The 23220-nt window shown below is 66.4% G+C and carries 18 protein-coding genes; 13 read left to right on the top strand and 5 right to left on the bottom strand.

All coding sequences use genetic code 11. The features are described 5' to 3' along the window. Positions 1–290: 290 nt before the first annotated feature. The 13 genes from EN857_RS27195 to EN857_RS27130 all read left to right on the top strand — a co-directional run bounded on the left by EN857_RS27195 (position 291) and on the right by EN857_RS27130 (position 18239). A complete protein-coding gene (locus EN857_RS27195) occupies positions 291–992 on the top strand; it encodes a response regulator transcription factor (RefSeq protein WP_126057113.1) in 702 nt (233 codons plus the stop codon). A gap of 78 nt (positions 993–1070) precedes the next feature. Next, positions 1071–2855 (top strand): sensor histidine kinase, encoded by a 1785-nt coding sequence (locus EN857_RS27190; RefSeq protein WP_127283707.1) that lies wholly within the window; start codon positions 1071–1073, stop codon positions 2853–2855. A gap of 14 nt (positions 2856–2869) precedes the next feature. Next, positions 2870–3331, top strand: coding sequence for an HPr kinase/phosphorylase (locus EN857_RS27185; protein ID WP_127283708.1), 462 nt, complete (start codon positions 2870–2872; stop codon positions 3329–3331). Between the two features lie 164 nt (positions 3332–3495). Next, positions 3496–3897: a PTS sugar transporter subunit IIA gene (locus tag EN857_RS27175; RefSeq protein WP_127283710.1), complete on the top strand. Its 402-nt coding sequence runs from the start codon at positions 3496–3498 to the stop codon at positions 3895–3897. Beyond that, positions 3894–4190, top strand: coding sequence for an HPr family phosphocarrier protein (locus EN857_RS27170; RefSeq protein ID WP_127283711.1), 297 nt, complete (start codon positions 3894–3896; stop codon positions 4188–4190). The genes EN857_RS27175 and EN857_RS27170 overlap by 4 nt, the downstream gene beginning before the upstream one ends. Before the next feature lie 215 nt (positions 4191–4405). Beyond that, positions 4406–5806: an adenosylhomocysteinase gene (gene ahcY / locus EN857_RS27165; RefSeq protein ID WP_127391613.1), complete on the top strand. Its 1401-nt coding sequence runs from the start codon at positions 4406–4408 to the stop codon at positions 5804–5806. Positions 5807–5994: 188 nt separating this feature from the next. Next, a complete protein-coding gene (locus tag EN857_RS27160; RefSeq protein ID WP_128346015.1) occupies positions 5995–8559 on the top strand; it encodes a PAS domain-containing sensor histidine kinase in 2565 nt (854 codons plus the stop codon). An 8-nt stretch (positions 8560–8567) separates the two neighbouring features. Beyond that, positions 8568–10076 (top strand): tRNA (adenosine(37)-N6)-threonylcarbamoyltransferase complex ATPase subunit type 1 TsaE, encoded by a 1509-nt coding sequence (gene tsaE, locus EN857_RS27155; RefSeq protein WP_127392973.1) that lies wholly within the window; start codon positions 8568–8570, stop codon positions 10074–10076. Further along, entirely contained in the window at positions 10073–10801 is a 729-nt protein-coding gene (locus EN857_RS27150) for a nucleotidyltransferase family protein (RefSeq protein WP_127392974.1), read from the top strand. The genes tsaE and EN857_RS27150 overlap by 4 nt, the downstream gene beginning before the upstream one ends. Beyond that, entirely contained in the window at positions 10798–13917 is a 3120-nt protein-coding gene (gene addB, locus EN857_RS27145) for a double-strand break repair protein AddB (RefSeq protein WP_127392975.1), read from the top strand. The genes EN857_RS27150 and addB overlap by 4 nt, the downstream gene beginning before the upstream one ends. Then, a complete protein-coding gene (gene addA / locus EN857_RS27140; RefSeq protein WP_135859391.1) occupies positions 13914–17426 on the top strand; it encodes a double-strand break repair helicase AddA in 3513 nt (1170 codons plus the stop codon). Before addB ends, addA begins: the two co-directional genes overlap by 4 nt. Positions 17427–17500: 74 nt before the next feature. Further along, the gene (gene trxA / locus EN857_RS27135) at positions 17501–17824 is read left to right on the top strand and encodes a thioredoxin (protein ID WP_126057124.1); all 324 of its coding nucleotides are present in this window, start codon (positions 17501–17503) and stop codon (positions 17822–17824) included. Between the two features lie 133 nt (positions 17825–17957). Continuing rightward, positions 17958–18239: a cupin domain-containing protein gene (locus EN857_RS27130; protein ID WP_127283612.1), complete on the top strand. Its 282-nt coding sequence runs from the start codon at positions 17958–17960 to the stop codon at positions 18237–18239. 21 nt (positions 18240–18260) lie between these two features. Here EN857_RS27130 and EN857_RS27125 read toward each other — a convergent pair whose 3' ends face one another. The 5 genes from EN857_RS27125 to trpB all read right to left on the bottom strand — a co-directional run bounded on the left by EN857_RS27125 (position 18261) and on the right by trpB (position 23197). Further along, positions 18261–18680, bottom strand: a complete 420-nt coding sequence (locus tag EN857_RS27125; RefSeq protein WP_127392111.1) for a VOC family protein — start codon at positions 18678–18680, stop codon at positions 18261–18263. A gap of 40 nt (positions 18681–18720) precedes the next feature. Beyond that, positions 18721–20046, bottom strand: coding sequence for a folylpolyglutamate synthase/dihydrofolate synthase family protein (locus EN857_RS27120; RefSeq protein WP_127392112.1), 1326 nt, complete (start codon positions 20044–20046; stop codon positions 18721–18723). A 122-nt stretch (positions 20047–20168) separates the two neighbouring features. Then, complete coding sequence (accD, locus tag EN857_RS27115) at positions 20169–21095, bottom strand: acetyl-CoA carboxylase, carboxyltransferase subunit beta (RefSeq protein ID WP_135859390.1); 927 nt, start codon at positions 21093–21095, stop codon at positions 20169–20171. 39 nt (positions 21096–21134) lie between these two features. After that, positions 21135–21974 (bottom strand): tryptophan synthase subunit alpha, encoded by an 840-nt coding sequence (gene trpA, locus EN857_RS27110; RefSeq protein WP_127283608.1) that lies wholly within the window; start codon positions 21972–21974, stop codon positions 21135–21137. 2 nt (positions 21975–21976) lie between these two features. Continuing rightward, positions 21977–23197, bottom strand: a complete 1221-nt coding sequence (trpB, locus tag EN857_RS27105) for a tryptophan synthase subunit beta (RefSeq protein WP_127392113.1) — start codon at positions 23195–23197, stop codon at positions 21977–21979. Positions 23198–23220: the final 23 nt, after the last annotated feature.

The following is a 23220-nucleotide window of genomic DNA, read 5'->3' as shown; positions in this document are numbered from 1 at the left end:
GGCGGTGGGGCTGAGAGGGTCAGAACCAGAAAACCCGAATGATATCAAATCTTTAATCGATTTAAAAAATTTGAAAGTTGTTTAAATCGTTTATATGTGCAAAAAATCACAGTGGTTGCCCAAAGGATTGGCAAACCTTGTTCGTCCAATCCGCGTAGGGGTGCGAATGCGGCCGCCGGCACGCTGTGCGTGACACTGCGCGGAGCTTATGCCACATTTTGTACCTAATTTGTCCTGCAAAAGCCCCTTCTCGACGAAAGAAGGGACAGCTCATGAGGGAGCCGCTTGAAATGGCAACAATCGCGCTTGTCGACGACGACCGCAATATCCTGACGTCGGTGTCGATCGCCCTCGAATCCGAGGGCTATCGCGTCGAAACCTACACGGATGGTGCGTCGGCGCTGGAAGGCCTGGCGGCGCGGCCGCCGAATCTCGCCATCCTCGACATCAAGATGCCGCGCATGGACGGCATGGAACTCTTGCGCCGGATGCGTCAGAAATCCGACCTGCCGGTGATCTTCCTGACCTCCAAGGACGACGAGATCGACGAGCTCTTCGGCCTCAAGATGGGCGCCGACGACTTCATCCGCAAACCGTTCTCGCAGCGCCTGCTGGTCGAGCGGGTGCGCGCGGTGCTGCGCCGCACCAGCGCCCGCGAGGCCGCCGCCAAGCAGCCCAGCCAGCAGGCCCGCTCGCTGGAGCGCGGCCAGCTGGTGATGGACCAGGAGCGGCATACCTGCACCTGGAAGGGCGAGCCGGTGACGCTGACGGTCACCGAATTCCTCATCCTGCATTCGCTGGCGCAGCGTCCCGGGGTGGTAAAAAGCCGTGATGCGCTGATGGATTCGGCCTATGATGAACAGGTCTATGTCGACGATCGCACCATCGACAGCCACATCAAGCGGCTGCGCAAGAAGTTCAAGGCCGTCGACGACGACTTCGAAATGATCGAAACCCTTTACGGAGTCGGATACCGGTTCCGCGAAGCGTAAGTTGATGCATGCCGCTCGACGGTGTACGGCGGTTTGGGTCAACGACATGCGTAGGAACAGGCCGGGAGCTGCTATTCGATGGCAGTGGACGTAGAGCGGAACAGAAGGGCGGGCGCCGTCAGGCGGCCGTCCAGGATGCTGCCCGCATTCCTGTCGAAGATCACCGTGCCGATGCGCCGTTTCCTCGGCCATCACATCTTCTCCAGCCTTACCCGCCGCATCCTGTTCCTCAACCTTGCCGGCCTGGCGGTGCTGGTCACCGGCATCCTCTATCTCAACACCTTCCGCGACGGGCTGATCGATGCCCGCGTCGAAAGCCTGATGACGCAGGGCGAGATCATCGCCGGCGCGATCGCGGCGTCCGCGACGGTGGAGACCGATTCGATCAGCATCGATCCGGAAAAGCTGCTCGAGCTGCAGGCGGGCGAGAGCCTGGGCCCCGGTTCCGACCAGCTCGACAATCTCGACTTCCCGATCAACCCTGAGCGGGTCGCGCCGGTGCTGCGGCGGCTGATCTCGCCGACGCGCACGCGCGCCCGCATCTACGACCGCGACGCCAACCTGCTGCTCGATTCGCGCCATCTCTATTCGCGCGGCCAGATCCTGCGCTACGACCTGCCGCCGGTCGACGACGAGCAGCCGGGCATCGTCGAGCGCGTCGAAAAGTTCGTCTTCGACTTCTTCCGCAACAAGGACCTGCCGGTCTACCACGAGCAGCCCGGCGGCAACGGCGCGGCGTTTCCGGAAGTGGTCAAGGCACTGACCGGCAGCCCCTCGACCATCGTGCGCATCAGCGAGCAGGGCGAGCAGATCGTCTCCGTCGCCGTCCCGATCCAGCGCTTCCGTGCCGTGCTCGGCGTGCTGATGCTGTCGACCGAAGGCGGCGACATCGACAAGATCGTCTCCGCCGAGCGCAAGGCGATCCTGCGCGTCTTCGGCATTGCGGCACTTGTCACCGCCATCCTGTCGATGCTGCTCGCCTCGACCATCGCCAACCCGTTGCGCCGGCTTTCCGCCGCCGCCGTCAGGGTGCGGCGCGGCGTCAAGAACCGCGAGGAAATCCCCGACTTCTCCGACCGCCAGGACGAGATCGGCAATTTGTCGATCGCGGTCCGCGACATGACCAACGCGCTCTATGCCCGCATCGAGGCGATCGAGAGCTTCGCCGCCGACGTCTCGCACGAACTGAAGAACCCGCTGACGTCGCTGCGCAGCGCCGTGGAGACGCTGCCCCTGGCGAAGAACGAGAATTCGCGCGGGCGGCTGATGGAGATCATCCAGCATGACGTGCGGCGGCTCGACCGGCTGATCACCGACATTTCCGACGCATCGCGCCTCGACGCCGAGCTGGCGCGCGAGGATGCGGGAACGGTCGACCTCAAGACCTTCATCACCGACCTCGTCGCCGTCTCGCGCGAGACGACGCGCAACAAGAAGGCGGTCGAGATCGAGCTCAAGGTGGCCAAGCTGCCGCAAGGCGTCAAAGGCTATGTCGTCACCGGCCACGACCTGCGGATCGGCCAGGTGATCACCAATCTGATCGAGAATGCCCGCTCCTTCGTTCCCGAGGAGCATGGCCATATCACCATCTCGCTGGCGCGCGCCGGCAAGCTCAACATCGTCACCGTCGACGACAACGGGCCGGGCATCCGGGCCGACAACATCGACCGCATCTTCGAGCGTTTCTACACCGACCGTCCGGCCGGCGAGGCCTTCGGCCAGAATTCCGGCCTTGGCCTGTCGATCAGCCGGCAGATCGTCGAGGCGCATGGCGGCACGCTGACGGCGGAAAACATCCCCGGCACCAAGCCCGGCGAGATCAAGGGCGCGCGCTTCGTGGTGACGCTGCCGGCCGAAGCTTGACTTCCGACGCCATCATGTCCGATCCCGCCGCGAAGCCCGAAAACATCCACGGAACCGCTATCCTGATCGGCGAGCGCGGCGTCCTCATCACCGGAGCGTCCGGCGCCGGCAAGACGACGCTGGCGCTGACGCTGATCGACCATTGCCGCGCGCGCGGCCTGTTTTCACGGCTGGTCGGCGACGACAGGCTGCTGGCCATGGCGCATGGCGGGCGGCTGGTGTGCCGCGTGCCGGCGACCATCGCCGGCCTCGCCGAGGTGCCCGGCTTCATTCCGCGGCCGCTGCCATTCGAGCCGGGCGCGGTGATCGACCTCAATGTGCGGCTGGTGCCACAGGCGGAAATGGCGCGTTTCCAGGAAGAAATCCGCGAACCGGTCGCCGGCTGCCCGGTGCCGCGCGTCGACCTTGCCGAGCGCAATGCGGCGACCGCCCTGCCGGCCGTGATGGCGCGGCTCTCCATCGCGCCTTTTCTATGATCCGCTTCGGCTTTTTTGCTGCAATGCGTCAAAATGGCCCGGGCCTGCGCAATTTTGGGCTTGTCAACGCGCCGCGCGTCGACAAGATAGCGCTCCCGCCGCCTGGAATGGCTGGCGAGCATAAAATACGCCTGTGAAGCGGCGATGACGGGAGCCACCAAAGAATGATCGGACTCGTGCTCGTGACGCACGGTCAGCTGGCCACGGAGTTCCGACATGCCGTGGAACATGTCGTCGGGCCACAGGACAATTTCGAAACCGTGGCGATCGGCGCCGAAGACGATATGGAGCAGCGCCGCCGCGACATCGTCGACGCCGTGGCGCGCGTCGACACCGGCGCCGGCGTCATCGTCTTGACCGACATGTTCGGCGGCACGCCCTCGAACCTTGCCATCTCGGTGATGGAATCCGGCCGCATCGAGGTCATCGCCGGCATGAACCTGCCGATGCTGATCAAGCTTTCCTCGATCCGCAAGGGCGACAACATGGCCGCCGCGCTCGACGAGGCGCAGGCCGCGGGGCGCAAATACATCAACGTCGCCAGCCAGCTCCTGAGCAGCAAATGAACGCGCTGTCGCCGGAACAGGACCAGCTCGTGCGTGATTTTCCGATCATCAACCAGCGCGGCCTGCATGCGCGCGCCTCGGCGAAATTCGTCCAGGTCGCCAGCAGCTTCGATGCCGCCATCCATGTCGAGAAGGACGGCGTCACGGTCGGCGGAACCTCGATCATGGGCCTGATGATGCTGGCGGCAAGCCCGGGCTATTCGATCCGCGTCACCGCCAGCGGCCCGCAAGCGCTGCAGGCCATCGACGCGCTGGAGCAGCTGGTCGCCGGGCGCTTCGGCGAGGAATGCTGACGACGAGCTTTTTGTCTTCATGCATGTCGTTACCCCAAAACCGCTGCACACTTTTGGGCGACATGCATCGGCGCAAAGACATGCACGAATAAAGATTTCTTTATATCCCATTGTCGTTTGGATGCCGATCTGCTAGTCAGGCCGGCAATCCGCGCCCTTCCACGCGCCGTCAGGCGCCGGCGCGTGTCACAGACAAATCACACCGGAGCACTGCCATGACGGGTAGCAAGGACTATGTGGTCGCCGACATTTCGCTTGCCGGCTGGGGCCGCAAGGAGATCGAGATCGCCGAAACCGAAATGCCGGGCCTGATGGCCTGCCGCGAGGAGTTCGGCGACAAGAAGCCGCTCAAGGGCGCGCGCATCACCGGCTCGCTGCACATGACGATCCAGACGGCGGTCCTGATCGAGACGCTGAAGGTGCTGGGCGCCGACATCCGCTGGGCCTCGTGCAACATCTTCTCGACCCAGGACCATGCCGCGGCGGCGATCGCCGAAGCCGGCATTCCGGTGTTCGCCATCAAGGGCGAGACGCTCGAGGACTATTGGGAATACACCGACAAGATCTTCCAGTGGGCCGATGGCGGCACCTCCAACATGATCCTCGACGATGGCGGCGACGCCACCATGTACATCCTGATCGGCGCCCGCGCCGAGGCCGGCGAGGATGTGCTGTCCAATCCGGGCAGCGAAGAGGAAGAGATCCTGTTCGCCCAGATCAAGAAGCGCCTGAAGGCCTCGCCCGGCTTCTTCACCAAGCAGAAGGAAGCGATCCGCGGCGTCACCGAGGAGACGACCACCGGCGTCAACCGGCTCTACCAGCTGCAGAAGAAGGGCCTGCTGCCGTTCCCGGCGATCAACGTCAACGATTCCGTCACCAAGTCGAAGTTCGACAACAAATACGGCTGCAAGGAATCGCTGGTCGACGGCATCCGCCGCGGCACCGACACGATGATGGCCGGCAAGGTCGCGGTCGTCTGCGGCTATGGCGACGTCGGCAAGGGCTCGTCGGCCTCGCTGAAGGGCGCCGGCGCCCGCGTCAAGGTCACCGAGGTCGATCCGATTTGCGCGCTGCAGGCGGCGATGGACGGTTTCGAGGTGGTCACGCTCGAGGACGCGGCGCCGACCGCGGATATCGTCATCACCACCACCGGCAACAAGGATGTCGTCACCCTCGACCACATGCGGTCGATGAAGGACATGGTGATCGTCGGCAACATCGGCCACTTCGACAACGAGATCCAGGTGGCGTCGCTGCGCAACCTGAAATGGACCAATGTCAAGCCGCAGGTCGACATGATCACCTTCCCGGACGGCAAGCGGATGATCCTTTTGTCCGAAGGTCGGCTGCTCAATCTCGGCAACGCCACGGGCCATCCGAGCTTCGTCATGTCGGCGTCCTTCACCAACCAGGTGCTGGCGCAGATCGAGCTCTACTCGAAGCACGGCCAGTACCAGAACCAGGTCTATGTGCTGCCGAAGCATCTCGACGAGAAGGTCGCGCGCCTGCATCTCGATAAGCTCGGCGCCCGGCTGACCGAACTGTCCGGCGAACAGGCCGCCTATATTGGCGTGACGCCGCAAGGGCCGTTCAAGCCGGAACACTACCGCTATTAACCAAAACGAAAATTACCACTAGATATTGAAGCCGGGCGATTGACTTTCGCCCGGCTTTATTTTTGCGCGGAATGATTCTTCACGCCGATTCCAGCAGGCGTTATTGTTGTGATTCGCGGTCCGGGGGACGAGGGCCGGGATACGCAATCTGGGCGGTCTTGCATTCAGGCGGCGAAGAGGACCAAGACATGCCGGGGGAAAACCCGCCTCGCGCGGGACAGGCCGTTTCCGGCGGCCAAAGCGATTCGGTGAGATCGGGCTCCGCCGTCAGGGGCGGGCGTTTGCTGCGGCGTGCCGGTGTCCGCATGGCGGCGCTGCTTGCCGGCTCGGCGCTTTGCAGCCCGTTACTTGGCCTTGCGGCGCATGCCGAAGCCGGCGTCGCGCAATCGGCCGGACTATCGGTCAGCACGGTCGAGGTCATGCAGCTCGCCATGTTCGCCGGGGTCATGGGGGCCGCCCTTGTCTCGGCCATCTTCCTGATCCGCGAAAGAGCCCGCACGTCGGCGCAGAACGCCGAGCTCAGGACCCGCATCGCCGACGTCAACGCGGCGCTGCAGCGCTCCGAGGCGCTGCTCAATCTGCGCGACCAGCGCGTCGTGGTGTGGGCTTCCGAGAACAAGAAGCCGGAACTCATCGGCACATTGCCGCTGGAGAGCGGCGCGCCCGAGGACCGCGCCGCCTTCCTCGCCTTCGGCCGCTGGCTGATGCCACGTTCGGCCGCCGCGCTCGAGCATGCCGTGGCGGCGTTGCGGGAAAAGGCAAGGACCTTCGATCTCGTCATCGAGACGCAGGCCGGGGTGCCGCTCGAGGTGCAGGGCCGCAAGAGCGCGGCGCATGTGCTGGTGCGCTTCGTCTCGCTGTCTGAAACGCTGCGCGGCCAGGCAAGGCTGAAGATCGAGAACCAGCGGCTCAGCGCCGACTACGACACCATGCTCGGCCTGCTCGACGCGCTGAAGATGCCGACCTGGCTGCGCGCCGCCGACGGGCGGCTGAAATGGGTCAACCGCGCCTATGCCGAGGCGGTCGAGGCGCCAAATGCCGAAGCCGCGGTGCGCGAGGCCAAGGAGTTCCTCGGCGGCCAGGCGCGCGAACAGATCGCCGAGCAGCACAAGGCGCGGCCGGTGTTCGAGCAGACGCTGTCGACGGTGATCGAAGGCGATCGCCGCATGTTCTCGGTGACCGATTTCGCCGGTGCCGACGGCTCGGCCGGGCTTGCCTGCGACACCAGCGCCACCGAAACCATCCGCGGCGAGTATGAGCGCACGGTGCGCAGCCACGCCGACACGCTCGACCAGCTCAACACCGCGGTCGCCATCTTCGACGCCAACGAGAAGCTGCGTTTCTTCAACCAGGCGTTCCAGAAACTGTGGAACCTCGACAGCGGCTTCCTGCACAGCGCACCGGACAATGCCCTGCTGCTCGACCGGCTGCGCAGCGAGGGCAAGATCGCCGAGCAGCCGGAGTGGCGGCGCTGGAAGGAAGGCCTGCTCGGCGCCTATCGCGCGGTCGAATCGCAGGAGCACTGGTGGCACTTGCCCGACGGCAAGACCATTCGCGTGGTGGCCAATCCGCAGCCCAAGGGCGGCGTGACCTGGGTGTTCGAGAACCTGACCGAGAAGATGGATCTCGAAAGCCGCTACCAGACGGCGGTGCGCGTCCAGGGCGAAACGCTGGACAATCTCGCCGAAGGTGTCGCGGTGTTCGGTCCGGACGGTCGGCTTCGGCTGTCGAACCCGGCATTCGTGGCGCTGTGGGGACTGGACCAGGACGTGGTCAAGCCCAATGTCCATGTCTCGGCGATCCGCGACCTCTGCGACCGGCGCGCCAAGGACAGCCCGTGGGGCGGCTTCGTCGCCGCCATCACCGGTTTCGACGACGAACGCCGCGACCGCCATGGCCAGAGCGAACTCGTCAACGGCACGGTGCTCAGCTACGCCGTCATCCATCTGCCCAACGGGCAAGTGATGATGACCTTCGTCGACGTCACCGACAGCGTCAATGTAGAGCGGGCGCTGAAGGACAAGAACGAGGCGCTGGAGCGGTCCGACCAGCTGAAGAACGAGTTCGTGCAGCACGTTTCCTACGAACTGCGCTCGCCGCTGACCAACATCATCGGCTTCACCGAGCTGTTGTCGCTGCCCGCGACAGGGCCGCTGACGCCGAAGCAGCGCGAATATGTCGAGCATGTCGGCTCGTCCTCCTCGGTGCTGCTCACCATCGTCAACGACATACTGGATCTCGCCACCGTCGATGCCGGCATCATGCAGCTCGACATCTCCGAGGTCAGCGTCGACCGGACGATCGCCGCCGCCGCCGAGCTGGTCGCCGACCGGCTGGAGGAGCACTCGATCACGCTCAAGGTCGACGCCGCGGCGGCGCCGAAGAGCTTCCATGGCGACGAGACCCGCATCCGCCAGATCCTCTACAATCTCCTGAGCAACGCCGCGAACTACGCGCCGGAAGCAAGCACGGTCACCCTCGCCTGCCGCCAGCTCGCCGAGGGCGTGGAATTCTCCGTCCATGACGACGGGCCCGGCATGCCGCCGGATGTGCTGGATTCGGTGTTCCGCCGCTTCGAGCCGCGGACCAATGGCGGGCGCCGGCGCGGCGCCGGCCTCGGCCTGTCGATCGTCAAGAGCTTTGTCGAATTGCATGGCGGCAGCGTCCGCATCGAGACCGGCAAGGACCAGGGCACCACCGTCATCTGCGCCTTCCCCGCCGCGCCTTCGGGCATTCGCGCCGCGGCCGAGTAGCGGGCCTCATGGCAGGGCTGGAGCGTTTTCTCGCCGACGAAGCCGCCACGGCAAGGCTGGGTGAAGACCTGGCGATGGCGCTGCGCCCGGGCGACGTGCTGGCGCTCAAGGGCGATCTCGGCGCCGGCAAGTCGACGCTGGCGCGGGCGCTGATCCGGGCGCTGGCCGACGATGCCGGCCTCGACGTGCCGAGCCCGACCTTCACGCTGGTGCAGAGCTACGAGACGCGCGTTCCCGTGCATCATTTCGATCTCTACCGCCTGTCTTCGGCGAGCGAGCTCGACGAACTCGGCTTCGACGACGCGCTGGAGCAAGGGGGGGCGGCCCTGGTCGAATGGCCGGAACGCGCCGAAGCCGCTTTGCCCGATGGCACGGTCTGGATCGAGCTCGTCCACCAGGGCGACGGCCGCCTGGCGAAGCTGTCGGGACAGGGCGCTGCCATCGATCGCGCGGCGCGCTCGCTGGCGATGCGTGATTTCCTGGCCACGGCCGGCTGGGGCGAAGCCGCCAGGCGCTTCTTCGTCGGCGACGCTTCCGCCCGCTCCTATGAGATCGTTTCGCTCGCCGGCATCGCGCCGCGCGTGCTGATGAACTCGCCGCGGCTGGTGCTCGGCCCGCCGGTGCGCGACGGCAAGCCCTATGCGGTCATCGCCCACACCGCGCAGTCCGTCACCGCCTTCGTCGCCATCGACAAGGCGCTGCACGCCGCCGGCGTCAGCGTGCCGGAGATCCATGCGCAGGACCTGGAGCAAGGCTTCCTGCTGCTCGAGCATCTCGGCGCGGAAGGGTTCCTGGGCCAGAACGGCGAGCCGATCGCCGAGCGCTATGCCGCGGCGGGCGAGCTGCTGGCGATGATGCACGGCAAGGCCTGGTCCGACAGGATGGAGGCCGCGCCCGGCATCTTCCACGACGTGCCGCCCTTCGATCGCGAGGCGATGCTGATCGAAACCGATCTCCTGGTCGACTGGTATGTGCCGATGCTGACCGGCAAGCCGGCGGGCAATGCGTTGCTGGCCGGCTACCATAACGAATGGAACAAGGTGCTCGACCGGCTCGAGGGCAGCCAATACACGCTGATGCTGCGCGATTTCCATTCGCCCAATATCATCTGGCGCGGCGACCGCACCGGTCACGACCGGCTCGGCGTCGTCGATGTCCAGGACGCGTTGATCGGCCCCGCCGCCTATGACGTCGCCTCGCTCGCCATGGACGCCCGCGTCACCATCTCGCCTGCGATCGAGAAGCGGACGCTCGATGCCTATGTCGCGGCGCGCCACGCCGCCGGCGCCTTCGACGAGGCGGCGTTCCGGGAGGCCTACGCGATCATGGCGGCGCAGCGCAATTCGAAGATCCTCGGCATTTTCGTGCGGCTCGAAAAGCGCGACGGCAAGCCCTTCTACCTCAAGCACCTGCCGCGCATCCGCGACTATCTCAGAAGAGCGCTGGCGCACCCGGCACTCTCCGGGCTACACGACTTCTACGCCGCCCATGGCCTGCTGGAAGAACGACCGCTGTGACCGCAACCCCCCGGACCGCAATGGTGCTCGCCGCCGGGCTTGGAAAGCGCATGCGGCCGATCACCGACACGATGCCGAAGCCGCTGGTGGAAATCGCCGGCAAGACGCTAATCGACTGGGGGCTGGACAGCCTGGCGAGCGCCGGTGTCGTTAGGGCGATCGTCAACGTTCATTATCTTCCGGACCAGATCATCGCCCATGTCGCCGGCCGCAAGGCGCCGAGGATCGTCATTTCCGACGAGCGCGAGATGCTGCTGGACTCGGCGGGCGGCATCGTCAGGGCGCTGCCCTCGCTGGGACAAGAGCCCTTCTACATCATCAACGCCGACACGTTCTGGATCGACAGCGGCCAGCCCAGTCTCCAGCGCCTTTCCCTTGCATGGGACGCTGCCAGAATGGATATTCTGCTGATGCTCACCGATCTCGATTCCGCCACCGGACATTGCGTCGGCACCGATTTCCTGGTGGCGCCGGACGGCGCCCTGCAGCGCTCGAAAGGCGATCCGGCCGGCCTGATCTATGCCGGGGCTGCGATTGTCCACCCGCGCATCTTCAAGGACGCGCCGACGGGCCCGCATTCGCTCAACGCCTATTTCGACACGGCGATCGGCGCCGGACGGCTGTTCGGAATGGCGATGCAGGGCCGCTGGATCACCGTCGGCACGCCCGACGCCATTCCGCTCGCCGAGGCGGCGGTCGCCGGCGCCCTCGCGAAAGCGATATGAGCGGCTCGCGCCGCGTTTTCTCGATCCCGCCCGGAGCGCCGTTTCTGCCGACGCTGGCTGAAGCCTTGCTGGCCGGCCGGCTTGTCCCCGGCTTCCGCTTCGAGGGCGACCCGCTGGCGCTCGCCGACGTCACCCTCTATGTGCCGACGCGGCGCGCGGCACGGGCATTGCGCGGCGCCTTCGTCGACATGCTGGGAGGTCGCTCGGCCATTCTGCCGACGGTGCGGCCGCTCGGCGAGTTCGACGAGGACGAGGCCGCCTTCGACACCGAGGCAACGCCGGCAATCGATCTGGCGCCGCCGATTGCGGCGCAGGAACGCTTGCTGTTGCTGGCGCCGCTGGTGCGGGCGTGGAAGGAGAGCCTGCCGGCGCATGTCGCGGCGCGCTTCAATGAGGAATTCGTGGTGCCGACCTCGGCGGCCGACGCCATCTGGCTGGCGCGCGACCTTGCCCGGCTGATGGACGAAATCGAGACCGAAGGTACGGATTGGGCGAAGCTCGCCGGGCTGGTCAGCGGCAACCTCGCCGGCTGGTGGCAGGTGACGCTCGATTTCCTCGGCATCGTCACCGACCACTGGCCAAGGCTGCTGGAGGAGCGCAGCCTCTCCAATCCGGCCGCGCACCGCAGCGCGCTGATCCGGCTGGAGGCGGCGCGGCTGAAGCGCAATCCGCCGGCCGGACCGGTGGTCGCCGCAGGCTCGACCGGCTCCATTCCGGCGACAGCCGAACTGCTCGGGGTGATCGCCGGCCTGCCTAACAGCGCGGTCGTGCTGCCCGGCCTCGACAAAGGGCTGGATGAGGCATCCTTCGCCGCGATTTCGGCGCCCGGCGCCCGGCCGGCGACGCTCGGCCACCCGCAATACGGCCTGGCAAAGCTGATCGGCGGCATCGGCGTGCTGCGCACCGATGTCGAGGAGATCGTCGCCGCTGACCGGGCGCTTTCGCTGCGCGCGGCGCTTGTCGGCGAAGCACTGCGACCGGCCGAAACCACCGAATTGTGGACCGCGACCCGCCCCGGTTTCGCAGGCGAGGCCATGGGCGAGGCTCTGGCCGGCGTGACGCTGGTGGAAGCCGCAAGCGAGCGCGACGAGGCAGTGGCGATCGCGATCGCGCTGAAGCGCGCCGTCGAGCAGCCGGCCCGGCGCGCAGCACTTGTCACCGGCGACCGCGCGCTGGCGCGGCGCGTCTCCGTCGAGCTCAAGCGCTTCGGCGTCGTCGCCGACGATTCCGGCGGCACACCGCTCGCCAACACGCCGGCGGCGAGCCTGCTGAGGCTGGCGCTGCAGGCCGCATTCCGGCCTGGCGATCCGGTCGGCCTGTTGTCGCTGCTGAAGCACCCGCTGCTTGGCCTCGGCCTCGACCGGGCGCGCGTGCGCCATGCGGCGGAGATCGTCGAGCTGGTGGCATTGCGCGGCGGCACCGGGCGGCCGGACGCGGCCTCGCTGGCGTTGCTTTTCGAGGCCCGCCTTTCGGCTCTCGGCGACAGCCGCCCGCCCTTCTGGCTCTCGCGGCTGTCGGCGCGCGGCATCGACGAGGCGCGGGACATGCTTGCCCGCCTGGCCGAGGCGCTTGCGCCGCTCACCGCCTTTCGCGGCGAACAGGATGCCGACCTCGCCGCCTTGACGCATGCAAGCGTTGTTGCGCTGGAGAACCTTGGCCGGGCAGCCGATGGCGGCCTGGCGCAACTCTATGCCGGCGACGCCGGCGAGAAGCTCGCCGAACTCATGCGCGGCCTTGTCGCCGCTTCGGTGCCGTTCGCCTTCGCGGCAGCCGATTGGCCGGACGTGATGGACGCGCTGATCGCGCCCGAAATGGTCAAGCCGGCGCAAGGCACCGACCGCAACATCGCCATCTGGGGCGCGCTGGAGGCGCGGCTGCAAAGCGTCGACACGCTCGTCATTGGCGGGCTCAACGAAGGCGTGTGGCCGCGCAAGCCGGAGAGCGGCCGCTTCATGTCGCGGCTGATGAAGACCGGCATCGATCTCGAGCCGCCGGAACGGCGCATCGGCCTTGCCGCGCACGACTTCCAGATGGCGATGGGCGCGAAAGAGGTGGTGCTGACGCGCTCGGCCCGCTCCGGCGACGCGCCGGCGGTGCCGTCGCGCTGGCTGCAACGCATGCTGACCTTCATCGGCAGGGAGCATGCGGCAGCGCCCTTGCGGCGCGGCGAGGCGCTGCTCGCCTGGGCGCGCGCGCTCGATGCCGGCGAGCGGCAGGATTTCGCGCCACGGCCGCAGCCGAGGCCGCCGCTCGGCGTGCGGCCGCAGCATTTCTCGGTCACCGAGATCGAGACGCTGCGCCGCGACCCCTATGCCATCTATGCCAGGCGGATCCTCGGCCTGATGCCGCTCGATCCCGTCATTCGCGATCCCGGAGCGGCCGAGCGCGGCACGCTGTTCCACGCCATCCTGCATCTGTTCTCAGCCAGGATCGCCGATCCGCGCCAGCCGGACGCGCTGGCAGGTCTTCTCGAAGCCGGCCGGGCCTGCTTTGCGGAAGCCGCGCTGCCGCCGGACATCGAGGCGGTGTGGTGGCCGCGCTTCGAAAAGCTCGCCGCCAACATCATCGAATGGGAGCATGGCCGCGCCGACGCCGTCGCCCAACGCTATGCCGAGGAACGAGCCGAGAAGACCGTGGTCGGCCGCACCGGCGTGACGCTGTCCGGCTATGCCGATCGCGTCGACCTGCTGGCCGGCGGCATGGCCGACATACTCGACTACAAGACCGGCTCCTCGCCATCGAGGGCGCAGGCGCACACGCTGCTTTCGCCACAGTTGGCGCTGGAAGGCGCGCTGCTCAGGCGCGGCGCCTTCAAGGCGCTCGGCACAGCTGAGCCCTCGCAGCTCGCCTTCGTGCGGCTGAAGCCCAATGGCGACGTGTTCGAGGAATCGATCCTCGAATACAACCGCAAGCCCAGGACCGCCAATGAGCTCGCCGAGGAGGCCTGGGCACGGCTGGAGAAGCTGCTCTTCCACTATGCCGACCCGACAACCGGCTATCTGTCGCGCGCGCTGCCGTTCCGCGAGGGCGAGGCCGATGGCGACTACGACCATCTCGCGCGCGTGCTCGAATGGTCGGCCGGCGGCGATAGCGAGGACGAGGCGGGGGAGGCATGAAGAAGGCCTACCCGATCCCCAGCGACACCGCTGCCAGCCAGGCGCGCGCTTCCGACCCGCTGAATTCGGCCTGGGTGTCGGCCAATGCCGGCTCGGGCAAGACGCATGTGCTGGCGCAGCGCGTCATTCGGCTGCTGCTCAACGGCACCGATCCGTCGAAAATCCTCTGCCTGACCTATACGCGCGCCGCCGCCGCCAACATGTCGAACCGGGTGTTTTCGACGCTGTCGGAATGGACCTCGCTCGGTGACGCCGAGCTCGCCACGCGGATCGCGACGCTGGATGGCCGCCGCGCCGACGCCGACACGATGCGCCGCGCGCGGCGGCTGTTCGCCGAAGCACTGGAGACGCCGGGCGGGCTGAAGATCCAGACGATCCACGCCTTCTGCGAATCGGTGCTGCACCAGTTCCCGCTGGAAGCCAACATTCCCGCGCATTTCGAGATGCTCGATCCGCAGATGGAAGCGTCGCTGTTCGCCGATGCCCGCCGCGACATGATCTCTGGCGCCGGCGCCGGCGCCGAAGGACTGGCCGAGGCCTTCGCCACGGTGCTGGAGCGCGGCGGCGAGGCCGGCCTCGACGCGCTGCTGGCCGAGATCGTGGCGAAGCGCGATGGGCTGCGCGCCTTCCTGTCGGGGCTGGGCGAGGACTTCCGGCCGCTGTTCGCCGAATTCCGCTTCAGGCCAGGCCTGACGGCCGAGGACATCGCCGCCTCGCTCTGGCCATTGCCCGGCTTCCTGCCAGACTATTTCGCCGGCTTCGCGCGCACCGCGGAAACGGCCGATGCTCGCATCGTGCTGAACAACATCCTGCCCTATGCCAGGCTGGCCTTCGCCGAAGCCGACCCGATCCGCAAGCTGCAGCTGCTCGGCAAGGCCTTCCTCAAAGCCGATGGCGACGCTTACGAGCCGGCAAAGACCTTCAAGAGGGCGCTGCTCGACCGGCTGCCCGACCTGCCGGAGCGCTATCTGGCCGCGGCCAAGGCGATCCTCGAGGTGTCGGACCGGCTGGCGCTGTTTCGGATGCTCGAAGGCACGGCGGCGGCGTTGACCGTCGCCCGCTGGCTGATCGCCCGCTATGAGCAGCTGAAGCGCGGCCGCGGCTTCCTCGACTTCAACGATCTGATCACCCGCACCGTCGCCCTTTTGTCGCGGCCCGATGCCGGCCCCTGGGTGCAGTTCAAGCTCGACCAGGGCATCGACCACATCCTGCTCGACGAGGCGCAGGACACCAGCCCCGACCAGTGGGAGGTGGTGAAGAAGCTGACGGAGGAGTTCTTCGCCGGCCTCGGCCAGCGCGAGACGGTGCGGCGCACGATGTTCGCCGTCGGCGACGAAAAGCAGTCCATCTATTCCTTCCAGGGCGCCGCACCCGATTCCTTTGCCGAGAGCAGGCTTTTGTTTGCCGGTCGCGTGCGCGACGCAGAAGCCTCTTTCGCCGATCTCAAGCTGACCTGGTCGTTCCGCTCCAGCGACGATGTGCTAGCCGCCGTCGACCGTGTCTTTGCCGATCCGGGCGTCAGGCGCGGCATCAGCCACGACCCCGATCCGCTCAGCCACAAGGCGATCCGCACCGACGCGCCGGGCTATGTCGAGGTGTGGCCGTCGATCGGCGCCGACGCGGTCGAGGAGCCTGACGACTGGACCTTGCCGGTCAACCATGCCAGCGCGCCGGCGGTGCGGGTGGCCGAGCATGTGGCTGCGACGATCCAGGCCTGGCTCCGGGACGGCGAGGTCCTCGAGGGCAAGGGCCGCAGGCTGACGGCCGGCGACATCCTTGTCCTGGTGCGCAAGCGCGACCGCTTCGTCCATGCTTTGTCGCGCAGCCTGAAGAACCGGCAGATCCCGGTCGCCGGCGCCGACCGGCTGAGCCTGCCCGGGCACATCGCGGTGAAGGACCTGATCGCGCTCGGCCATTTCCTCATCCAGCCGGAGGACGACCTGTCGCTGGCGGCCGTGCTGCGCAGCCCGATCTTCGACGTGTCCGAGGAGCGGCTCTTTTCGCTGGCTAACGGACGGCCGACGGGTCTTTCGCTAATCGCTTCGCTCCGCAAGCAGGGTGGCGAGGATGCCGTACTGGCCGGCATTGTCGCGCGGCTCGACGCCTGGACGGACGAGGCAGCCTTCAAGCCGGTGTTCGAATTCTACGCCGCGGCCCTTGCGCGCGACGGCCTGCGCAAGAAGATGATCGCGCGCCTCGGGCCGGAAGCCGGCGACATAATCGACGAATTCCTGAGCTTCTGCCTTGCTGAGGAGCGCACAGGCCTGCCGGGGCTGGAGGCGTTCCTGGCAACGCTGGAAAGCAGCGGGCCAGAGATCAAGCGCGAGATGGACCAGACCCGCGACGAGGTACGCGTCATGACCGTGCACGCAGCCAAGGGCCTGGAGGCGCCTGTCGTCTTCCTGGTCGATGGCGGTTCGGCGCCGTTCAGCGACCAGCATCTGCCGCGCCTGATGCCGTTCGAGGGTTCGGGCGAGCATCTTGGGGGCAAGGGCTATCTCTGGCGCTCGGCGAGCGACGTTGCCAATAGCTTTTCGAAAGCCGCGGCCGCGCATGCAAGGGAGCTTGCCGACGACGAATATCGCCGTCTGCTCTATGTCGGCATGACACGGGCCGAGGACCGGCTGGTCGTCTGCGGCTATCACGGCAAGCGCGCGCCGAGCACCGGCACCTGGCATGCGATCGTCAGCCGGGCGCTGATCGGCGCGCCGGAAAGCGGGGAGCGCCGGCACCCGGCGACGGACGAGGTCGCAGTGCACCGCTTCCATATGACCAAGCTGCCGCCGGTGGCGTTGGTGGCGGCCGGATCGGCAAGCCCGGTGCAGCATGTCGCGCCGCTGCCGGAAAACCTGTTCCGCCCGTTGCCGCCCTATGAGGAGCTGCCGCGGCCTCTGTCGCCCTCCGGCGCCTCAGCGCTGATCGACGAAGCCAAGCAGACGGTGACCGACACGCGCTCGCCGGTACTGGATGCCGAGGCAGAGCCCGGTTTCGCCGTCCTGCGCGGGCTGGCGCTGCACAAATTGCTGCAAATGCTACCTTCGATCGCTGAAGGCGAGCGTCAGGACGCCGCGGAACGCTATCTGGCGCGCGCCGGCGCCGGCTGGCCAGAAGCAGAGCGCGGCAAAGCGCTGGCAGCCGTGATGGCGATCCTCGCCGATCCCCGCTTCACCGCATTGTTCGCGCCCGCATCGCGCGCCGAAGTCGCGGTCATGGGCAGCCTCGAGGTGAAGGGAAAGCTGCGCTCGATCTCCGGCAAGATCGACCGGCTGGCGATCTCTGGGCACAGCGTGTCGATCGTCGACTACAAGACCAACCGGCCGGCGCCAGCGACGCTGGAGGAGGTGCCGCCTGCCTACGTGCTGCAGCTCGCGCTCTATCGGGCACTGCTTCAGCCGCTCTATCCCGGCCGCGCGGTCCGGGCCGTGCTGCTGTTCACCGAGGCACCAAGGCTGATCGAGCTGCCGGCGCGTGCTCTTGACGATGCCCTTGCCCGACTCACGGGAGCGTGACACAAGAACTGCTTGAATTAGGCCGCTGCCACCACCACATTTGGTGTAACCCGAGTTCTCGAAAGGATTTCCGCATGACCACCGTCAAGGTCGACAAGAGCAATTTCCAGGCCGATGTGCTCAACGCCAAGGAGCCGGTCGTGGTGGATTTCTGGGCCGAATGGTGCGGCCCCTGCAAGATGATCGCCCCGGCGCTGGAAGACATCGCCAAGGAGCTTGGCTCGAAGGTGAAGATCGCCAAGCTCAACATCGACGAGAATCCGGAGCTTGCCGCCCAGTTCGGCGTGCGCTCGATCCCGACGCTGATGATCTTCAAGGGCGGCGAAGTCGCCGACATGAAGGTCGGCGCGGCGCCGAAGACCGCGCTGTCGCACTGGATCAACGGCAGCCTCGCCTGAGCCAATCGAAAAGTTTCAAAGGACAAGCCCGGCCATCGCACCGGGCTTTTTCTTTGGCGCCATGTCTCGGCGCCTTCTGGCCCTCGTGTGCTATGCCTGCATGTCGTCTGCTTGGGACGGACAGGAGAACACCATGACCGGAACAGCCAAGGCCACCGTCTTCATCGACAACGAGCGCGTCATCGTCACCGAATACCGCTTCCAGCCCGGCGACAACACCGGCTGGCACCGCCATGGCCATGACTATGTCATCGTGCCGCTGATGGACGGCAAGGTGAAGCTGCTGACCAAGGACGGCGAATCCTTCGCCGAGATGAAGAAGGGGGCGCCCTATTTCCGCAAGGAGGGCGTCGAGCACGACGTCATCAGCGCCAATGACAGCGAATACGCCTTCATCGAGATCGAGCTGAAATAGCCCATAGACGGCGCGCGGAAGTCACCAGTCGGCGATGCGATCGCCGCCGGTAAATTGCGCGCTTTTGGCGGTGTATTCGAACAGCTCGATCTTCACGCCGTTCGGATCGCGGATCCAGGCCTGAAATGTATCGTCGCAGGCGAGCTTCTTCGATGTGACCTCGACGCCCTTCGACCTGATATGGGCGATCGCCGCGTCGATGTTTTCCACTTCCAGGCAGAAATGGTTGATCTGGTTGCGATCGCTGTATCTGGCCTCGTCCTTCTGGAACACCTCGACATGGCTGCGGCCGCCGCAATCGAGGTAAAAGCCGAAAACCGTGCCGTCACGCAGGAAATTGAACCTTGTGTCCATGCCGAGCACGTCGCGGTAGAAGCTGCGCGTCGCTTCCAGGTCATGCGCGAAGATGCAGACATGGGCGAGTTGCTTGACCTTGATCACGACGGGCTCCTTGCGGTCAGAACAGGTCGGAACCCTGCCCTCAGGTCGGCGGCGTGCCGTTTTCGGCCAGCACCGCGCCGGCCAGGTAAAGCGAGCCGCCGATCAGGATGCGCGGCGGCGGACCGTCCCAGGTGTCGCGCAGCAGCATCAGCGCGCTGGCGACGGAGCTGACGGGTTCTGCCGACAGGCCGGCTTCGGCGGCGCGCAGCGCCAGCTCGTCATTCGGCACGCCGGCGTCGCTGAGGCTCACCGGCACCGTATAGACATGCCGGGCGAGCCCCTTGAAGGCACGGAAATAGCCGCTCTGGTCCTTGGTGTTGATCATGCCGGAGATCAGGAACAGCGGCCGCGGGTGCTTCTCTTCCTGCTCGGCGAGCGCCTCGGCGATGACGATGCCGGCGCCCGGATTGTGACCGCCGTCGAGCCAGATGTCGGCGCCCTTCGGCGCCAATTCGGCCAACTTGCCTTGCGCCAGCTTCTGCATGCGGCCGGGCCAGGCGACGCTGGCCATAGCCTTTTCGGCGGCGCGATGGCTGATCTCGAAGCCGGCGGCCTTGATCGCGGCGATCGCCGCGGCCGCATTGGCGAACTGGTGGCGCCCCGGCAGGCGCGGCGGCGGCAGGTCCATCAGCCCGTCCTCGTCCTGGTAGACCATGCGGCCGTTTTCCTCGAAAGCGAGGAAATCCTGGCCATAGACGAAGGTCGGGCAGTCGAGCCGCTCGGCGGTCTCGATCAGCACCTGCAGCGCCGTCTCGCTTTCCTGCGCGCCGATGACAACCGGGCAGCCGGGCTTGATGATGCCGGCCTTTTCTGCGGCGATCAGTTCGACGCGGTCGCCGAGATAGGCCTCATGGTCCATCGACACCGGCATGATCACCGACACCGCCGGCCGGGCGATGACATTGGTGGCGTCGAAGCGGCCGCCAAGGCCGACCTCGATGATGGCCGCTTCGGCCGGATGCTCCGCGAACAAGAGGAAGGTGACGGCGGTGAGGATCTCGAAGACGGTGATCTTCTGACTGGCATTGGCGGCCGCGACGCGGGCGATGGCATCGGCGAAGACCTGATCGTCGACCAGCTTGCCGCCGCCCTCGGCGGCGAGGCGGTAGCGCTCGTGCCAGTTCACCAGATGCGGCGAGGTGTGCACATGGACGAGGTGACCGGCCGCTTCGAGCAGCGCGCGCGAGAAGGCGGCGCAGGAGCCCTTGCCGTTGGTGCCGGCGATGTGGATCGCCGGCGGGATCAGCTCCTGCGGATTGCCGAGACGTTCGAGCAGCCGCGTGATGCGGTCGAGCGAAAGGTCGAAGCCCTTCGGGTGAAGCGCCATCAGGCTTTCGATTTCGCGGTCGGCGGCAAGCGTTGTCATGGACGAATCCTAGCGCATGACCCCGAAACCGGAAATCGGTTTCGGAAAGGATCATGCGCAAATCAAAAAGCTACAACACCGGACGGTGCGCGCAATCGCGCCTCGCGGCGTTCAGTGTCGCGTCAGGCCTGCGGCCGCGCTTCCTGGTGGGCGAGCGCCGGCGGCAGGATCTCGGGCTCGAGCGGCTTTTCTTCCTGCGGCAGCTTGAGCAGCATCTTCAGAAGCCGCGCGATGGTCTGGCGCATCTCCAGCCTCGACACCACCATGTCGACCATACCGTGCTCCATCAGATATTCGGAGCGCTGGAAGCCGTCGGGCAGCTTTTCGCGGATGGTCTGCTCGATGACGCGCGGCCCGGCAAAGCCGATCAGCGCGCCGGGCTCGGCGATGTGGACGTCGCCCAGCATGGCATAGGAAGCGGTGACGCCCCCGGTGGTCGGATTGGTCAGCACGACGATATAGGGCAGGCCGGCTTCCTTCAGCCGGTCGACGCCGACCGTGGTGCGCGGCAACTGCATCAGCGAGAGTATGCCTTCCTGCATGCGGGCGCCGCCGGAAGCGGCAAACAGGATCAGCGGCTGCTTGCGCTGCAGGGCGACCTCGAACGCATGGACGATGGCGTCGCCGGCAGCCATGCCGAGCGAGCCGCCCATGAAGGCGAAATCCTGCACGGTGACCACCACAGGCAGTCCGTCGATGCTGCCCAGCGCATTGACGATCGCGTCCTCCAGGCCGGTCTTGGCCTTGGCGTCCTTCAGCCGGTCGGTGTAGCGCTTCTCGTCGCGGAACTTCAGCGGATCCTGCACGACCTTGGGATTTTCGAGCGTCTCGTATTTGCCGTCGTCGAAGAAATATTTCAGCCGCTCCTTGGCCGAGATCTTCATGTGATGGCCGGACGACGGGATGACGAACTGGTTGGATTCGAGATCCTTGTGGAACACCATCTCGCCGGTCTCGGGATCCTTGATCCAGAGATTCTCGGGCATGTCGGTGCGCCGACCGAGCATCGAATTGATCTTCGGGCGGACGTAGTTGGTGATCCAGTTCATCGCTTCGGCTCCCGTCCTGACTAGGAAGAGGTAGGAAAACTATTCGGCGGCAGCAAGGCGGGCGGAGCGGACACCCTGGGCAAGGCCGCTGACCAAAGTAGCCACCGCCTCGGCCGGATCGGCGGTCTTTTCGCCCTTCGGCCCCAGCACATTGGCGACAGCGTTGACGATCGCGGTGCCGACGACGACGCCGTCGGCCGAGGCGCCGATGGTGCGCGCCTGCTCGGCGGTCTTGACGCCGAAGCCGACGCAGACCGGCAGCGCGGTGTGGCCCTTGATGCGCTTGACGGCCGCCGCCACCTTGGCGGTGTCGGCCAATGCCGAGCCGGTGATGCCGGTCATCGAGACGTAGTAGACGAAGCCGGAGGTGTTCTCCAAAACCTTGGGCAGGCGCCTGTCGTCGGTGGTCGGCGTCGCCAGGCGGATGAAGTTGATGCCGGCCTTCAGCGCCGGAATGCAGAGCTCCTCGTCCATTTCCGGCGGCAGGTCGACGACGATCAGCCCGTCGATGCCGCTGGCCTTGGCATCGGCAAGGAAACGCTCGACGCCGTAGATGTAGATCGGGTTGTAGTAGCCCATCAGCACGATCGGCGTCTCGTTGTCGGCGGTGCGGAATTCCGACGCCATCTTCAGCGTCTTGACCAGCGTCTGGCCGCCTTTCAGCGCCCTGAGGCCCGCCGCCTGGATGGCCGGGCCGTCGGCCATCGGATCGGAAAACGGCATGCCGAGCTCGATGACGTCGCTGCCTGCGCCAGGCAGCGCCTTCATGATGGCGAGCGAGGTGTCGTAGTCGGGGTCGCCGCCCATGAAATAGGTGACGAGCGCCGGGCGGCCCTCGGCTTTCAGCTTGGCCATGCGGCGGTCGATGCGGGTCGTCATGATCAGATCTCCATGCCCAGCATGTTGGCCACCGTGTGCACGTCCTTGTCGCCGCGGCCGGACAGGTTGACGATGACGATCTGGTCCTTGTCCATGGCCGGCACGATCTTGACCGCATGCGCGATGGCATGGGCCGATTCAAGCGCCGGGATGATGCCTTCGACGCGCGTCGTCAGCTGGAAGGCCTCCAGCGCCTCGTCGTCGAGGATCGGCACATATTCGACGCGGCCAGAGTCGCGCAGCCAGGAATGCTCGGGGCCGACGCCCGGATAGTCGAGGCCGGCCGAGATCGAGTGGCCGTCGAGGATCTGGCCGTCGGCATCCTGCAGCAGATAGGTGCGGTTGCCGTGCAGCACGCCGGGCGCGCCGGCATTCATCGAGGCGCAATGCTCGACGCCATCGAGGCCGCGGCCGCCGGCTTCGATGCCGATGATGCGGACGTCCTTGTCGTCGAGGAAGGGGTGGAACAGGCCGATGGCGTTGGAGCCGCCGCCAACGGCGGCGATGATGGTGTCGGGCAGCCGGCCTTCCTGTTCGAGGATCTGCGCGCGGGCTTCGGCGCCGATGACCGACTGGAAGTCGCGCACCAGCTCCGGATAGGGATGCGGGCCGGCGGCGGTGCCGATCAGGTAATAGGTGTCCTCGACATTGGTCACCCAGTCACGCAGCGCTTCGTTCATGGCGTCCTTCAGCGTGCCGTGGCCGGCGGTAACAGGCCGCACCTCGGCGCCGAGCAGCTTCATGCGAAAGACGTTGGGGCTTTGCCGGGCGACGTCGGTGGCGCCCATGTAGACGACGCAGGGATAGCCGAAGCGGGCCGCGACAGTGGCCGAAGCGACGCCATGCTGGCCGGCGCCGGTCTCGGCGATGATGCGCTTCTTGCCCATGCGCTTGGCGAGCAGGATCTGGCCCAGGCAGTTGTTGATCTTGTGCGAGCCGGTGTGGTTCAAATCCTCGCGCTTGAAATAGACCTTGGCGCCGCCGAGATGCCTCGTCAGGCCTTCGGCGAAATAGAGCTTTGAGGGCCGCCCGGCGTAGTGGGTCGACAGGTTCTGCAGCTCGGCCTTGAACTCCGGATCGTTCTTGGCCTCGTTCCAGTGCCGTTCGAGGTCGAGGATCAGCGGCATCAGCGTCTCGGCGACGAAGCGGCCGCCGAAAATGCCGAACATGCCCTGCTCGTCGGGCCCGGTGCGGAAGGAATTGGGCATAGCCGGCTTGTTCATCGCCGATCTCCTGGTTCAAGAAT

This window comes from Mesorhizobium sp. M4B.F.Ca.ET.214.01.1.1 (assembly GCF_004791545.1).
GTDB lineage: Bacteria > Pseudomonadota > Alphaproteobacteria > Rhizobiales > Rhizobiaceae > Mesorhizobium > Mesorhizobium abyssinicae.
Note: the sequence above shows the minus strand (reverse complement) of the source record. Positions and strands in the feature narration are given on the sequence as shown.